The sequence below is a fragment of the Streptomyces sp. NPDC090083 genome (assembly GCF_044747445.1).
In the GTDB taxonomy this organism is placed as follows: Bacteria; Actinomycetota; Actinomycetes; order Streptomycetales; family Streptomycetaceae; genus Streptomyces.
Genome location: NZ_JBIVED010000002.1, coordinates 270276 through 284887, shown reverse-complemented (window position 1 = coordinate 284887; position 14612 = coordinate 270276). Strand labels below are relative to the sequence as shown.

12 protein-coding genes are annotated in these 14612 nt (G+C 72.2%); 1 reads left to right on the top strand and 11 read right to left on the bottom strand.

The window, feature by feature from the left end:
- Positions 1-22: 22 nt before the first annotated feature.
- The 3 genes from ACIPTO_RS07105 to pdxH form a co-directional block, all read right to left on the bottom strand.
- Positions 23-1444 carry a PAS domain-containing protein gene (locus ACIPTO_RS07105; RefSeq protein ID WP_401190008.1) on the bottom strand — a complete coding sequence of 474 codons (1422 nt, stop codon included), beginning with the start codon at positions 1442-1444 and terminating at the stop codon, positions 23-25.
- Between the two features lie 138 nt (positions 1445-1582).
- Positions 1583-2029 carry a GNAT family N-acetyltransferase gene (locus ACIPTO_RS07100; protein WP_401190007.1) on the bottom strand — a complete coding sequence of 149 codons (447 nt, stop codon included), beginning with the start codon at positions 2027-2029 and terminating at the stop codon, positions 1583-1585.
- A gap of 337 nt (positions 2030-2366) precedes the next feature.
- Positions 2367-3050, bottom strand: coding sequence for a pyridoxamine 5'-phosphate oxidase (gene pdxH, locus ACIPTO_RS07095; RefSeq protein ID WP_401190006.1), 684 nt, complete (start codon positions 3048-3050; stop codon positions 2367-2369).
- 172 nt (positions 3051-3222) lie between these two features.
- Between pdxH and ACIPTO_RS07090 the strand changes: the two genes are divergently transcribed.
- The gene (locus ACIPTO_RS07090; protein WP_366316952.1) at positions 3223-4335 is read left to right on the top strand and encodes a citrate synthase 2; all 1113 of its coding nucleotides are present in this window, start codon (positions 3223-3225) and stop codon (positions 4333-4335) included.
- A gap of 65 nt (positions 4336-4400) precedes the next feature.
- On the opposite strand, the gene ACIPTO_RS07085 is transcribed toward ACIPTO_RS07090, so the two are convergent.
- The 8 genes from ACIPTO_RS07085 to ACIPTO_RS07050 all read right to left on the bottom strand — a co-directional run bounded on the left by ACIPTO_RS07085 (position 4401) and on the right by ACIPTO_RS07050 (position 14535).
- Positions 4401-5027 (bottom strand): TetR/AcrR family transcriptional regulator, encoded by a 627-nt coding sequence (locus ACIPTO_RS07085; RefSeq protein WP_401190005.1) that lies wholly within the window; start codon positions 5025-5027, stop codon positions 4401-4403.
- Positions 5015-5752 carry an enoyl-CoA hydratase family protein gene (locus tag ACIPTO_RS07080; protein ID WP_401190003.1) on the bottom strand — a complete coding sequence of 246 codons (738 nt, stop codon included), beginning with the start codon at positions 5750-5752 and terminating at the stop codon, positions 5015-5017. The genes ACIPTO_RS07085 and ACIPTO_RS07080 overlap by 13 nt, the downstream gene beginning before the upstream one ends.
- Complete coding sequence (locus tag ACIPTO_RS07075) at positions 5749-7317, bottom strand: 4-coumarate--CoA ligase family protein (RefSeq protein WP_366316958.1); 1569 nt, start codon at positions 7315-7317, stop codon at positions 5749-5751. The genes ACIPTO_RS07080 and ACIPTO_RS07075 overlap by 4 nt, the downstream gene beginning before the upstream one ends.
- Before the next feature lie 71 nt (positions 7318-7388).
- Entirely contained in the window at positions 7389-8519 is a 1131-nt protein-coding gene (locus ACIPTO_RS07070; RefSeq protein WP_401190000.1) for an acyl-CoA dehydrogenase family protein, read from the bottom strand.
- Between the two features lie 70 nt (positions 8520-8589).
- Positions 8590-10437: an acetyl/propionyl/methylcrotonyl-CoA carboxylase subunit alpha gene (locus ACIPTO_RS07065; protein ID WP_401189998.1), complete on the bottom strand. Its 1848-nt coding sequence runs from the start codon at positions 10435-10437 to the stop codon at positions 8590-8592.
- Between the two features lie 8 nt (positions 10438-10445).
- Entirely contained in the window at positions 10446-12044 is a 1599-nt protein-coding gene (locus tag ACIPTO_RS07060; protein WP_366316964.1) for a carboxyl transferase domain-containing protein, read from the bottom strand.
- Complete coding sequence (locus tag ACIPTO_RS07055) at positions 12041-13744, bottom strand: acyclic terpene utilization AtuA family protein (RefSeq protein WP_401189996.1); 1704 nt, start codon at positions 13742-13744, stop codon at positions 12041-12043. The genes ACIPTO_RS07060 and ACIPTO_RS07055 overlap by 4 nt, the downstream gene beginning before the upstream one ends.
- Positions 13741-14535 (bottom strand): TIGR03084 family metal-binding protein, encoded by a 795-nt coding sequence (locus ACIPTO_RS07050; protein WP_401189994.1) that lies wholly within the window; start codon positions 14533-14535, stop codon positions 13741-13743. Before ACIPTO_RS07050 ends, ACIPTO_RS07055 begins: the two co-directional genes overlap by 4 nt.
- Positions 14536-14612 lie beyond the last annotated feature (77 nt).

Genomic DNA, 14612 nt, shown 5'->3' with positions numbered 1-14612 from the left:
CGGGCGGTACCGGGCGGCCCGCTCACTTCTCGCCGATCCGCTCCGCCAGGTCCAGCGCGGCCGCGATCCGTACGGCGACATCCTCGGCGTAGATCGAGTCGGACCGCTCGAACTGGCTGCGCCCGGCGCCCCGCAGGAACGTCACGACACCCAGGGTCCGCCCCCGGCTGCGCAGGACCGCGCACAGCGCGTGCACGGCGTCCGTGGGCCACTGACGGACGCGGGCCCACTCACGGGCCTGCTCGGGCGGGGCGGTGCCGATGCCGGCCCGTACGGAGCCGATCCGCTCGACGCACTGGAGGGCGGGATGGCCCTCCGCGTAGCGCACGGGCAGACCGGCCGCGCCGGTGAGGAGGCTGGGGCCGGGCGCCCCCGTGGGCGTGGCGGCGACGCGGATGAGACGTACGGCCGTGGTGCCGCTCCGCAGGCCGTCGCCGTCGTCCAGCGATCCGCCCGCGACCCGGTCGACGAGGGCGTGGTCGGCGAAGCCCGCGAGGGCGAAGTCGAGGTGGACGGTCGCCGCGTCGCGCGGGTCCTCGCACTCGGCGGCGGCACGCGCGGCGCGGTGCAGCTGCTGGGCGCGGAAGCGCAGCAACGAGGCTTCCTGTTCGATCTGTTTGGCCTCGGTGACGTCCTGGAAGAGCCAGCCGACGCCGAGCGGCACGGGTTCCTCGGTGAGCGGCGAGGCCAGCCGCAGGAAGCCGCTCCGCCAGCAGCGCCGCAGGTTGCCCTCCGGGGTCCGTACGCTCACCCAGATCTCCGCGGGCGCGGGCGGCGCGCCCTCGGCGAGCACGTGCGTAAGGGCGGCCTCCAGCTCCTCGACGCCCTGGGCGAGCAGTTCGCCGAGGGGGCGTCCGAGGACGGAGGTGCGGCCGGTGCCCAGCGCCCGCGCGGCATGCGAGTTGACGACGGCGGGCCGCAGGTCGGCGTCGACCAGCACCACGCCCCAGGAGGCGTCCTCGAAGAGGGCCTCGCTCAGGGCGATCGACCGCTCCAGGTCGATCTGGGCGTGCACTTCGCTGAAGGCGCAGTAGATCCCGGCGGGCTTCCCGTCGGGTCCGCGCACGGCGGCGGACTGGGTCCGCACCAGCACGCGCCCGCCGTCCTTCGTGAGGAGGGCGAATTCGTTGACCTGCCTGCCGGGGGCCCGCATTGCGGACATCAGCCGCGCCTCGACCTCCTCGGCGTCCGCCGTGCGGACGGCCCACCCGGCCAGCCCGTGCCGTCCGACGGCCTCGGCGGCGGTCCAGCCGAGGATGCGCTCCGCCTCGCGGTTCCAGTGCGTCAGCACCCCGTCGGCGTCGAAGGCACACAGCGCCGCGTCCATGCCGTCCAGCAGGGCGGCCAGCAGATCCGAGCCACCGGCACCTTCGGGCCCGTCGTCCCGCTCGGGCTCGTCGGGACCCAATGCGTCGGTGGTCCCACTACGCCGGGAAGCACTCACCTGGACCCCCTGCAGGCTGCGTCCGCGGACACGACGCGTCGGTTCACTCACTCCCTCTCATTCAACTCGAACGTGACACAGCACACATCGAGTTCCCGCAAGATTGAAGGAATTGTTGTACGACGGCAAAAACCGTCTTTACGTCAGTCGCATGGTGATCCACAGGTCGCTCTCGCCGTCCAGCACATACCGCTCGGTCTCGGCGAACCCCCGGGCCTCCGCGAACCGCACGCCGTCGGTGTTGGCGGCCAGGACGACGGTCTCGACCGCGCCGGCGCCGAGCGCACGCGCGCGTGCGAGGCCGTTCTCGTAGAGGGCCGTTCCGTGGCCCTGCCGTCGGAAGCCGGGCAGCACGCGCGCGATGACGGTCGCCACCGCGTCCTGCCCCTCCGGGGGCCGCACGGTGGAGCACCCCACGAGCGTGTCCCCCAGGTACGCGTTCTCCAGCCGGTTGCGCCCGCTCCGCTCGCGGACCTCGTCGAGGCCCATCGCGGCGGGCGGCACGATCAGGTTGTGGACGTGGCGCCAGTCCTGGAGCGCGTGCTCCGCGTCCGGTGCCACCGGCTCGATGCGCAGGTCGGTCATGGGCCGGAACCTAGGTGACCGGCGGGTTCGCGTCCAGTGCGTTCAGGACTCGTAAAAAACGGTTGATCCGGCGGCGGAGGGTTCTTAGGGTGGCGGTACTTCGGAAAGGAGGTGGTTCGGCAGATGTATGGAAACCGGACGGAAGAGGTGGCTGCGGGCTAGTGGCCCGCCGTCGTACTCGGTTCGGCGCCGGACCAGCGCGTGAGAGTTGCGCGCAACCGGCCTAACCCAACGCAGTCACCCGACCCGCGAGCTCGCCGGTACGTCCGGCCGGCTCCCCCGCCGTCAGGCGGAGGGACCTGAGCTCGCGGGTCGCTGCGTTGTGCGGGCCCGGGTGTCAGGGGCTCAGGCGTTCCACGTGCCAGCCGCCGGAGGGCCGCGCGGTGTAGCGGAGACGGTCGTGCAGGCGGTTGTCCCGGCCCTGCCAGAACTCGACGGTCCGCGGGGCGATGCGGAAGCCGCCCCAGTGCGGAGGGACCGGGACCTGTTCGCCCTCGGGGTAGCGGGCGGCCAACTCCGCGTACGACGACTCCAGTTCGGCCCGGGAGGCGATCACCGAGGACTGGGCGCTGGCCCAGGCGCCGAGCTGGGAGCCGTGCGGGCGGGTGCGGAAGTACGCGGCGGTCTCGTCCCGGCCGGTGCGGCGGGCGATGCCGGTGACCAGGACCTGGCGGGCCATCGGGTGCCAGGGGAAGAGCAGCGAGACATGGGGGTTGGCGTCGAGCTCGCGGGCCTTGCGGGAGCCGTAGTTCGTGTAGAAGACGAAGCCTTGGTCGTCGTAGTGCTTCATGAGGACCGTGCGGGAGCTGGGGCGGCCGTCGGTGTCGGCGGTGGAGACGACCATGGCGTTCGGCTCGTGGACCAGGTCCTGTTCGACCGCCTCCTCGAACCAGCGGCCGAACTGCTCCATCGGGCCGTCGGCGAGGTCGTCCTCGTCGAGCCCCGTCACGCGGTACCGCTTGCGCATCGCGGCGGGGTCGAGGCGGGGATCAGGGTCGGCGGTGGCATCGCGGTCGGTCACCCGGTCATCCTGCCGTACGGCGCCTTGAGGGCGGATACGGTCGCCGGTTCCGGTGGCACTGAGTGCCGCACACCCTCCCTTTGTGTGGCACTCGGGGTTATGGTGCTGATGTCTCTACCTTCGGCCCGCGAGTCCCCCGCGACCGCGGAGCCACAGCATGAGGAGCCGCGTGATGTCCGACTTCGACCCCTCCTTTGTTCCCGGACTCGAAGGAGTCGTCGCGTTCGAGACGGAGATCGCCGAACCGGACAAGGAGGGCGGCGCCCTGCGGTACCGGGGCGTCGACATCGAGGATCTGGTCGGTCACGTCTCGTTCGGCAACGTCTGGGGACTCCTGGTCGACGGCGCCTTCGACCCCGGGCTGCCGCCCGCCGAGCCGTTCCCGATCCCGGTGCACTCCGGGGACATCCGGGTCGACGTGCAGTCCGCGCTGGCCATGCTGGCGCCGGTGTGGGGCCTCAGGCCGCTCCTCGACATCGACGAGCGGCAGGCCCGCGACGACCTCGCCCGGGCCGCCGTGATGGCCCTGTCCTACGTCGCCCAGTCGGCGCGCGGGCAGGGGCGGGCGATGGTGCCGCAGAGCGAGATCGACAAGGCGCAGTCGGTCGTCGAACGGTTCATGATCCGGTGGCGCGGGGAGCCGGACCCCAAGCATGTGGCCGCCGTCGACGCGTACTGGACGTCCGCGGCGGAGCACGGGATGAACGCGTCCACGTTCACGGCCCGTGTCATCGCCTCCACCGGGGCCGATGTCGCCGCCGCGCTGTCCGGCGCCGTGGGCGCGATGTCCGGGCCGCTGCACGGCGGGGCGCCGTCCCGGGTGCTCGGGATGATCGAGGAGATCGAGCGGACCGGGGATGCCGACGCGTACGTCCGGCAGGCGCTCGACAAGGGTGAACGGCTGATGGGGTTCGGGCACCGGGTGTACCGGGCCGAGGACCCGCGGGCTCGGGTCCTGCGGCGTACCGCGCGGGAGTTGGGGGCGCCGCGGTTCGAGATCGCCGAGGCGCTGGAGAAGGCGGCGCTGGCGGAGTTGCACGCCCGGCGGCCGGACCGGGTGCTGGCGACCAACGTCGAGTTCTGGGCCGCGATCGTGCTGGACTTCGCGGAGGTGCCGGCGCACATGTTCACGTCGATGTTCACGTGTGCGCGGACGGCGGGGTGGTCGGCGCACATTCTGGAGCAGAAGCGGACGGGACGGCTGGTGCGGCCGTCCGCGCGGTATGTGGGGCCGGAGTCTCGTGGGCCTGAGTCGATCGCCGGGTACTCGGACATCGCCGGCTGAACAGGGGTTCGGGTGCGGGGGCGACTGCGGGCCGGATGTCGCCGGCCGCGCGGTTCCCCGCGCCCCTAGGCGGTTTCCCCCAGGGCGTGTTCCAACAGGACTGCCCACTGCGCCACGACCCTCTCCCGCCTGCCTCTGTCGTCGGTGAGCAGGTTGGCCAGGCCCAGGCCTCTGGCCATGTCCAGGAGGCCCTGGACCGTTTCCCGGACGCCGGGGCGGGACTCGTCCGCTGCCAGCAGTTCCACGGCGATGCGGTGGGTCTCGCGGCCCACTCGCCCCTCCAGCTCCGTCACCCGGGGCCGGAGTTGCTCCTCGTTCGAGGCGGCCACCCAGAGGTGGAGGGCCGCCCGGAAGAGCGGGCCGGTGTAGAGGTCGACCAGGGCCTGCACCACCACGCGGCGGTCCGTGGCGCCCTCCGGGAACAGGGCGCGCAGGGCCGTGGAGCGTTCCTCGGCGACGTATTCGACGGCCGCCGTGAAGAGGTCCTCGCGGGTCGGGAAGTGGTGTTGGGCGGCGCCTCGGGAGACGCCGGCGCGTTCGGCGACGACGGAGACGGTGGAGCCCGCCCAGCCGTGTTCGGCCAGGCAGGACACGGCGGCTTCCAGGAGGCGCTGGCGGGTGGCCCGGCTGCGGTCCTGCTTGGGCCTGCGGTCGACCGCGCCCGGCGCCGTCGTCGCGCTCACACCACCCATGCGGGATCCCGTCGTTCGAGGAATGCTGTCATCCCCTCGCGGGCCTGCGCGGAGCCGAACAGCCGTGCCGAGAGCGCGGTCAGGTCGGCCGCGTCCCGGTCGAAGGTCTCCAGCACCCTAGCCGTGAGCAGCCGTTTCGTCTCGGCCAGGGCCTCGGGAGCGGACCGGCGCAGACCGTCGAGGATCGGTTCCAGCACCTCGTCCACGTCCTCTCCCGCCGCCGTCAGCAGGCCCAGACGGGTCGCCTCCGCCGCGTCGAAGCGCTCGCCGGTGAGGTAGTGGCGGGCCAGTGCGCGCGGGTCCGTGCGGGGCAGCAGCGGGAGGGAGATGACCGCCGGGGCCACCCCGATCCGTACCTCCGTGAACGCGAAGGTGGCCGACGCGGTCGACGCCACCGCCATGTCGCAGGCCGCCACCAGGCCCGCCCCGCCCGCTCTCACATGGCCCGTCACCCGGGCGACGACCGGTTTGGGCAGGTCGACGATCCCGCGGAGCAGGGCCACGAGTGCGTCCGGGGGCGGGGGGTCGCGCAGGTCCGCGCCCGCGCAGAACGTGTTGCCGGTGTGGGTGAGGACGACCGCGCGTACGTCGGCGTCCTTCGCGCAGTCGGCGAGCGCGTCCGCCAACTCGCCCACCAGGGACGCCGACAGCGCGTTGCGGCTCTCCGGCGCGTCGAGGCTCAGCGTCTCGACGCCACGGGTGCGGGTACGTCCGATCGATGTCATGCGCGGCCTCGCAGTTCCCGGCGGAGGATCTTGCCGGATGCGGCTCGGGGGACGGTGTCGATGAAGGTGACGACGCGGACGCGTTTGTACGGGGCGACGCGTTCGGCGACGTAGGTCAGGACCTCGTTCCGCGAGAGGTCCGGGGCCGTCTGCTGGCGGACCACGTAGGCGTGCGGGATCTCGTTGTGGTCGTCGTCGTACTCGCCGACGACCGCCGCGTCGGCGATGCCGGGGTGGGTGAGCAGGAGGGCCTCCAGTTCGGCGGGGGCCACCTGGAAGCCCTTGTACTTGATGAGTTCCTTCACCCGGTCCACGACGAACAGCCAGCCGTCGCCGTCCACATGGCCGACGTCCCCGGTGTGCAGCCAGCCGTCCGGGTCGATCATCGCGGCGGTCTCGTCGGGGCGGCCGAGGTAGCCCTTCATCACCTGGGGCCCGCGGATGAGGAGTTCGCCCGCCTCGCCGATGCCGAGGTCCTTGTCGGGGTCGTCGAGGGAGACGACCCGCATCTCGGTGCCGGCGATGAGCCTGCCGACGGTTCCCGGGGGCGCGCTGGGCATGTCCCGTACGGGGACCACGTGGGTGCCCGGGGAGAGTTCCGTCATGCCGTACGCCTGGCCCACGGGCGGCAGGCCCAGGCGCTGGGAGCAGGCGGCGGCGAGGTGGGCGTCGAGGGGCGCGGCGGCGCTGATGATGTACTTCAGGGAGGAGAGGTCGTACTGCGCGACCGCCGGGTGCTTGGCCAGGGCCAGGACGATCGGCGGGGCCACGTAGAGGCCGGTGATGCGGTGGTTCTGGATGGCCGCGAGGAAGGTCTCCAGTTCGAAGCGCGGCAGGACCACGACCGCGGCGCCCTGCCGCAGGGGGGCGTTCATCAGGGCCGTCAGGCCGTAGATGTGGAAGAAGGGCAGCACGGCGAGGATGCGGTCGCCGGGTCCGGTCGGGACGGCGGGCTCCAACTGGGCCAGGTTCGTGGCTATCTGACAGTGCGTGAGCATCACGCCCTTGGGGGTTCCCGTGGTGCCCGAGGAGTACGGGAGGGCCGCCACGTCCGTCACCGGGTCGAGGTCGACGACCGGCTCGGGGGCCGTGGAGCCGAGCATGTCGGCGAGGGAGCGGTGGCCGGGCGCGCTGTCGCAGACGAAGATCTCCTCTACTCCGCCCGCGAGTTCGGCCGCCCGGCGGGCCGCGGCCAGGAGCGGCGACAGGGTGACGATCCAGCGCGCCTCGGAGTCGCGCAGCTGCTTGGCGAACTCCTCGGGCGTGGCGAGCGGGTGCACCGTCGTGACGGAGGCACCCGCGCGCGTCGCGGCGTAGAACGCCAGGGGGAAGGCGACCGTGTTGGGGCTGTGCAGGGCGAGCACGTCCCCCTTGCGCACCCCCGCGTCCGCGAGGCCGGCCGCGATCCGCCGGTGGAACGCGTCGAGTTGGCCGTACGTGAGCGTGGTGCCGTCCGTGCCGTCGACCAGCGCGGGTTCGTCACCGAACTCCGCGACCCGGGCCAACACCGCGTCATGGATCGGGAGTTCTACGGCCGGAACGTCTGCGTACTCGCTGCGGAACATGGTTCCTCCTGGCACCGACTGGCAAGGGCTGGCGCGGACCTGCGGTGGCTCGGGCCTGTACTGGCCCTGGCCTAGTACGACTTGGGCAGGCCCAGGGTCTGGTGGGAGACGTAGTTGAGAATCATCTCCCGGCTCACCGGAGCAATACGAGCCACACGGGAGGCGGTTATCAACGAGGCGAGCCCGAACTCGCGCGTGAGGCCGTTGCCGCCGAGGGTGTGCACCGACTGGTCGACGGCCCGCACGCACGCCTCACCGGCCGCGTACTTGGCCATGTTGGCGGCCTCGCCCGCGCCGACGTCGTCTCCGGCGTCGTAGAGATACGCGGCCTTCTGCATCATCAGGCGGGCGAGTTCGAGGTCGATGTGGGCCTGGGCGAGCGGGTGGGCGATGGCCTGGTGGGCGCCGATCGGGGCGTCCCACACGGTGCGGTCGCGGGCGTACTCGACCGCCCGGGACAGCGCGTAGCGGCCCATGCCGATCGCGAAGGCCGCGGTCATGACGCGTTCGGGGTTGAGACCGGCGAAGAGCTGGAGCAGGCCCGCGTCCTCGTCCCCGACCAGGGCGTCCGCCGGGAGCCGTACGTCGTCCAGGGTCAGCTCGAACTGCTTCTCCGCCGCCTGGAGTTCCATGTCTATCCAGCGGCGGGTGAAGCCTGGGGCGTCGCGCGGGACGATGAACAGGCAGGGCTTGAGGCGGCCGGTCCGGGAGTCCTCGGTGCGGCCGACCACGAGGGTCGCGTCGGCCAGGTCCACGCCGGAGATGAAGACCTTGCGGCCGGTGAGGAGCCAGTCCGTGCCGTCCCTCCTCGCCGTGGTGGTGATGCGGTGGCTGTTGGAGCCGGCGTCCGGTTCCGTGATGCCGAAGGCCATCGTGCGGGTGCCGTCGGCCAGCCCGGGCAGCCAGGTCTGCTTCTGGGCCTCCGTGCCGAAGCGGGCGATGACGGTGCCGCAGATCGCCGGTGACACGACCATCATCAGCAGGGGGCAGCCGGCCGCACCCAACTCCTCCAGCACGATGGAGAGTTCGGAGATGCCGCCGCCTCCGCCGCCGTACTCCTCCGGGAGGTTGACGCCGAGATAGCCCAGCTTGGCCGCGTCGGACCAGAGTTGCTCCCTGTCGTAGGTGCGGCCGTGCCTTCTGCCCAGGGCGGATACAGCTTCACGCAGGGCTTTGTGCTCGGTTGTCTCGGTCGTGGACATGTGGCTCCCTCGTCGTGGCTGGTCGTGCTCGCGCGGCGGCAGCCGCAGGTCGATACGGGCCCGCGCCCCTTCAGACGGGCTGGATCACCGCCAAGAGAGCGGCCAGCTGTACTTGTTGGCCAGGTACTGCGTTCAGGGCCGTCAGACATCCCGTGACCGGGGCCGTGATCCTGTGTTCCATCTTCATCGCCTCCAGCCACAACAGGGGCTCCCCAGCGGTTACTTGGGCTCCTGCCGTCAGACCCTCGGCGATCCTCACCACCGTGCCCGGCATGGGGGCGAGGAGGGAGCCGGGGGCCAGCTGGGCCGCCGGGTCGGGGAAGCGGGGCAGGGCCGTCAGGGTCGTCGCGTTGACGTACACCTGGTCGTCGCCGTAGGTCGCGACCTCGAACGTCCTCCGCACGCCCTCCACTTCGAGCACGACCCGGCCCGCGTCCGCGTGCACGACACGCACCCCGTCCGCCGTCAGGCCCGCCCTCGTGCGGCGGTAGCGGACCTCGTGTTCGGTGTCGCCCAGGGCGTAGCGCTTCAGCTGGGGCTGGGAGGGGACGTTGCGCCAGCCGCCGAAACGGGAGCGGCCGTGGGCGTCGGCGAGGGCCGCGGCCAGAGGGGCGTGCGGGTCGGGGGGCGCGGTGGTGAGGTCGGGGAGGTGGCGGTCGTAGAAGCCCGTGTCCATGTGGGCCGTCGTGAACTCCTTGTGGCGCAGGGAGTTGACGAGGAGGGCGCGGTTGGTGACCGGTCCGTGGATCGTCGCCCGGTCCAGGGCCCCGGCCAGTTTGCGGAGGGCCTCGGCGCGGGTGGGGGCGTGGGCCACGACCTTGGCGAGCATGGGGTCGTAGTGGACGCCGATCTCGTCGCCGTCGGTGTAACCCGTGTCCAGGCGGACGCCGTCGGGGACGGCGAGGCGGTGCAGGGTGCCGGTCTGGGGGGTCCAGTCGGTGGCCGGGTCCTCGGCGTAGAGGCGGGCTTCCACGGCGTGGCCGTGCGGCTGCGGGGGGTCGCTGTCGAGGGGTTCGCCCTCCGCGACGCGGAGTTGCAGGGCCACCAGGTCGATGCCGAACACGGCTTCCGTCACCGGGTGTTCGACCTGGAGGCGGGTGTTCATCTCCAGGAAGTGGGCCCTGTTGTCCGGGGAGACGAGGAACTCGACGGTTCCGGCACCCTCGTAGGCGACCGCTCGGGCCGCACGGACGGCCAACTCGCCCAGCTCCTGCACCAGTTCGTCGGACAGGCCCGGTGCCGGGGACTCCTCGATCACCTTCTGGTGGCGGCGCTGGAGGGAGCAGTCCCGGGTGCCCAGGGCCCAGATCGTGCCGTGGGTGTCGGCGAGGATCTGCACCTCGACGTGTCGGCCGCCCTCGACATACGGCTCGACGAACACCTCGCCGTCACCGAAGGCGCTGGCCGCCTCCGCGCGGGCTGCGGTCAACTCGGCTTCCAGGTCAGCGAGTTGTCGTACGACCCGCATACCGCGCCCGCCGCCGCCCGCCGCCGCCTTCACCAGGACCGGGAGGTCGTTCTCGGTGACCTGCTCCAGGGAGGCGATGCCCATGAGCTCCTTGGCGCGGGTCTTGGAGGCCATGGCCTCGATCGCCTCGGGCGGGGGGCCGATCCAGACCAGGCCGGCGGCCAGCACGGCGCGGGCGAAGTCGGCGTTCTCGGAGAGGAAGCCGTAGCCGGGGTGGACGGCGTCGGCGCCCGCCGCGACGGCCGCCTTCACGATCGACTCCCCGCGCAGATAGGTCTCCTGGGGGGTCGACCCCGGCAGCCGGACCGCCGCGTCGGCCGTGCGCGTGTGCAGCGCGTGCTCGTCGGCGTCCGAGTGCACGGCGACCGTACGGATGCCCAGCTCGCGGCAGGTACGGAAGACCCGGCAGGCGATCTCGCCCCGGTTGGCGACCAGTACGGTCGAAATCACGTGATCCCTCACATCCGGAAGACGCCGAAGCCACCGCGCGCGCCCTCGTAGGGCGCGGTGTGGAGGGCGGACAGGCACAGGCCGAGGACGGTGCGGGTGTCGCGCGGGTCGATGACGCCGTCGTCGTACAGCCGCCCCGACAGGAACATCGGCAGGGACTCGGACTCGATCTGCTGCTCCACCATGGCGCGCAGCGCCGCGTCCGCGTCGTCGTCGTAGGGCTGTCCCTTCGCCGCGGCCGACTGGCGGGCGACGATCGAGAGCACCCCGGCGAGCTGCTGGGGGCCCATGACGGCGGACTTGGCGCTGGGCCAGGCGAACAGGAAGCGGGGGTCGTAGGCGCGGCCGCACATGCCGTAGTGCCCGGCGCCGTAGGAGGCGCCCATGAGGACGGAGAGGTGCGGCACGCGGCTGTTGCTGACCGCGTTGATCATCATCGCGCCGTGCTTGATGATGCCGCCCTGCTCGTACTCCTTGCCGACCATGTAGCCGGTGGTGTTGTGCAGGAAGAGCAGCGGGATGTCCCGCTGGTTGGCCAACTGGATGAACTGGGCGGCCTTCTGGGACTCCTGGCTGAAGAGGACCCCTTGGGCGTTGGCGAGGATGCCGACGGGATAGCCGTGCAGGGTGGCCCACCCGGTGACGAGGCTCGTGCCGTAGAGGGGCTTGAACTCGTCGAAGTCGGAGGCGTCGACGAGGCGGGCGACGACCTCGCGGGGATCGAAGGGGGTCCTCAGGTCCCCCGGGACGATGCCGAGCAGCTCGTCCTCGTCGTACTTGGGCGGCTCGGCCGGGCCCGGATCGCCGTACGCCTTGCGGTGGTTGAGGCGGGCGACGACACGGCGCGCCTGCCGCAGCGCGTCCTGTTCGTCCACGGCGAAGTGGTCCGCGAGGCCCGAGACGCGCGCGTGCATCTCGGCACCGCCGAGGGACTCGTCGTCGCTCTCCTCGCCGGTGGCCATCTTCACCAGGGGCGGTCCGCCGAGGAACACCTTCGCGCGGTCCTTGACCATGATCACGTGGTCGGACATGCCGGGGATGTACGCGCCGCCGGCGGTGGAGTTGCCGAAGACGACGGCGATCGTCGGGATGCCGGCGGCCGAAAGCCGGGTCAGATCACGGAAGATGGCGCCCCCGGGGATGAAGATCTCCTTCTGGGACGGCAGATCGGCACCCCCCGACTCCACGAGGCTGATGCAGGGCAGCCGGTTGGCGAGGGCGATGTCGTTGGCCCGCAGGGCCTTCTTCAGCGACCAGGGGTTGCTGGCTCCGCCGCGCACGGTCGGGTCGTTGGCGGTGATCAGGCACTCCACGCCCGCCACCACCCCGATGCCGGTGACGAGGGAGGCGCCGACCGCGTAGTCGCTGCCCCAGGCGGCGAGCGGGGAGAGTTCGAGGAAGGGCGTGTCGGGATCGAGAAGCAGCTCGATGCGCTCCCGGGCGAGCAACTTGCCGCGTTTGCGGTGCCGTTCGACGTACTTCGGCCCGCCGCCCGCGAGGGCCTTCGCGTGCTCGGCGTCGAGGTCGGCGAGCTTGGCGAGCATGGCCTCGCGGTGAGCGGCGTAGTCGGGACCGCTGGTGTCCAGGGCGGTCGGGAGGACGGTCACAGAAGGACCTCCGGTATGTCCAGACGGCGGGACCGCAGCCACTCCCCGAGGGCCTTGGCCTGCGGATCGAAACGATGCTGGGCGGCGACGCCCTCGCCGAGGATGCCCACGACGACGAAGTTGAGGGCGCGGAGGTTGGGCAGCACATGCCGGACGACCTGCAACTCGGCCGTCTCCGGCAGCAGTTGCCTGAACCGCTCGGTGGTCAGCGCATGGGCGAGCCAGCGCCAGGCCTCGTCGGTACGCGCCCAGACCCCCACGTTGGCGTTCCCGCCCTTGTCCCCGCTGCGGGCCCCGGCGACCAGACCGAGCGGCGCCCGCGCCGTGGGCCCGTCCGGCAGCGGCTCGGGGAGGGCCGGCTCCGGAACGTCTTCCAGTACGCGGGTGTCGTGGGCCGGGGCCATGGGAATCCGACGCCCGTCGTGGAGGACGGCCACATGGTCGACGGCGCCATGGGGGACGTACACATCGTCGAAGACGCCATAGGGCGCTCCCTTTCCAGGTGGGGTCAGCACATGGAATCCGGGGTAGCTGGCGAGCGCGAGTTCGACGGCGGCGGCGCTCAGGGACCGCCCGACGGCGTCCTGATCGGCGTCCCGCACGACGAGCCGCAGCAGCGCGCTGGCGGTCTCCTCGGTCGGGGCGTCGGCGTGATCGGTCCGGGCGAGATCCCAACGCACCTCCGCGGGCAGCGACTTGGCCTCACTGAGCGCGAGACCCAGCTGCTCCCGTACGAGGGTGGCCTTGCGCTCGATGTCGAGCCCGGTGAGCACGAAGGTGACCTCGTTGCGGAATCCGCCCAGCCGATTGAGCCCGACCTTGAGGGTCGCGGGCGGCGCCTCCCCGCGCACCCCGTGGATCCGCACCCGGTCCTCGCCGTCCGACGTGATCCGGACGGTGTCGAGCCGGGCGGTGACGTCGGGACCGGCGTACCGGGCGCCGTGCGTCTCGTAGAGCAGCTGAGCGGTGACGGTCCCCACCTCCACGACTCCCCCTGTACCGGGGTGTTTCGTGATGACGCACGAACCGTCCTCGTACACCTCGGCCAGCGGGAACCCGGGCCGCCGGAGCTTCTCGGGCGCGTGCTCGGTGAAGAAGGCGTAGTTGCCGCCGGTCGCCTGGGTCCCGCACTCCAGCACGTGCCCGGCGACCACGGCCCCCGCGAGCCGGTCGTGGTCCGCGGCCCCCCACCCGAAGTGGGCGGCGGCGGGCCCGGTGACGAGCGCGGCGTCGGTCACGCGCCCGGTGACCACGACATCGGCGCCGGCCTCCAGACAGGCGGCGATCCCGAACCCGCCGAGATAGGCGTGCGCGGCGAGGGCGTCCGGGTACCGGGCGCCGAGATCGTCCCCCTCGACATGCGCGACGCGCACGGGAACCCCGAGCCGATCGGCCACCTTCCGTACGGCTTCGGCGAGTCCGGCGGGGTTCAGCCCCCCGGCGTTGGTGACGATCCGCACCCCGCGCTCGTGGGCGAGCCCGAGGCACTCCTCCAGCTGCCGGAGGAAGGTGCGGGCGTATCCGGCACCGGGGTCCTTCAGCCGGTCCCGCCCGAGGATGAGCATGGTCAGCTCGGCGAGATAGTCGCCGGTGAGGACGTCCAGCCGCCCCCCGGTGAGCATCTCGCGCAGGGCGTCGAACCGGTCACCGTAGAAGCCGGAGGCGTTCCCGATCCGGAGAGGACCGACGGGAGAGGTCATGGCCGGTCCCCCTTCGGCGGCCGTCCGGGACCGGCGGGCCCCGCGAAGGCCTGAGCGATGTCGAGCCACCGGTCGGCGTCCGGTCCGACCGCCTCCACGGCGAGGTCGGCGCGGTGGGCGCGCTGGGTGACGAGGAGACAGAAGTCGAGCGCGGGGCCGGTCACGCGCTGCGGGGCGTCGTCGGGCCCGTAGCTCCACAACTCTCCTTGCGGGGAGCAGAGTTCGACGCGGAACTCCTCGTCCGGCGCGGCGAGGCCATGCACACCGAAGGCGAAGTCCCGCGCCCGCACCCCGATGCGCACCACGTGCCGGAGCCGATCCGTGGGCGCCCGCACCGCCCCCACCGCGTCGGCGACGTCCTGTCCGTGGGCCCAGGTCTCCATCAGCCGCCCGGTGGCCATGGACGCGCCCGACATGGGCGGCCCGTACCAGGGGAAGCGGGTTCCCGCGGGCGCGGCGCACAGGGCGTCCAACAGGGCCGCCCGCCCTGCCCGCCAGTCGTCGAGGAGCCGGCCGGGTGCCTTCGCGGCGCCCTCCGCGGCCCCGTCGTCCACGAAGGACGAGGGAGCGGCCAGCGCCTTCTCGACCAGCTCACGGAACGCTTCCTGGTCCGTCACGGCAAGCAGGGCGGAGTGGTCGGTCCAGGCCAGGTGGGCGATCTGATGGGCGACGGTCCAGCGTGCGGCGGGAGTCCGGAGGGCCCAGCCCTCCGGGCCCAACTCGGCTACCAGCCGGTCGAGTTCCTCGCCCTCCTCACGCAGATCGTCGAACACGCGCGTCGGATCGGACATGGGGGGAGCATGGCAGGGGCACCAGAAACAATCAAGCGTGCTTGCATTATTAAAAGGCGGGGGCCGGGATCACCGGG

Coding starts and splice junctions, on each gene's coding strand:
- ACIPTO_RS07100 (WP_401190007.1), bottom strand. CDS start 2,029: ATGACCGACCTGCGCATCGAGCCGGTGGCACCGGACGCGGAGCACGCG.
- ACIPTO_RS07090 (WP_366316952.1), top strand. CDS start 3,223: ATGTCCGACTTCGACCCCTCCTTTGTTCCCGGACTCGAAGGAGTCGTC.
- ACIPTO_RS07085 (WP_401190005.1), bottom strand. CDS start 5,027: ATGGGTGGTGTGAGCGCGACGACGGCGCCGGGCGCGGTCGACCGCAGG.
- ACIPTO_RS07080 (WP_401190003.1), bottom strand. CDS start 5,752: ATGACATCGATCGGACGTACCCGCACCCGTGGCGTCGAGACGCTGAGC.
- ACIPTO_RS07075 (WP_366316958.1), bottom strand. CDS start 7,317: ATGTTCCGCAGCGAGTACGCAGACGTTCCGGCCGTAGAACTCCCGATC.
- ACIPTO_RS07070 (WP_401190000.1), bottom strand. CDS start 8,519: ATGTCCACGACCGAGACAACCGAGCACAAAGCCCTGCGTGAAGCTGTA.
- ACIPTO_RS07055 (WP_401189996.1), bottom strand. CDS start 13,744: ATGACCTCTCCCGTCGGTCCTCTCCGGATCGGGAACGCCTCCGGCTTC.
- ACIPTO_RS07050 (WP_401189994.1), bottom strand. CDS start 14,535: ATGTCCGATCCGACGCGCGTGTTCGACGATCTGCGTGAGGAGGGCGAG.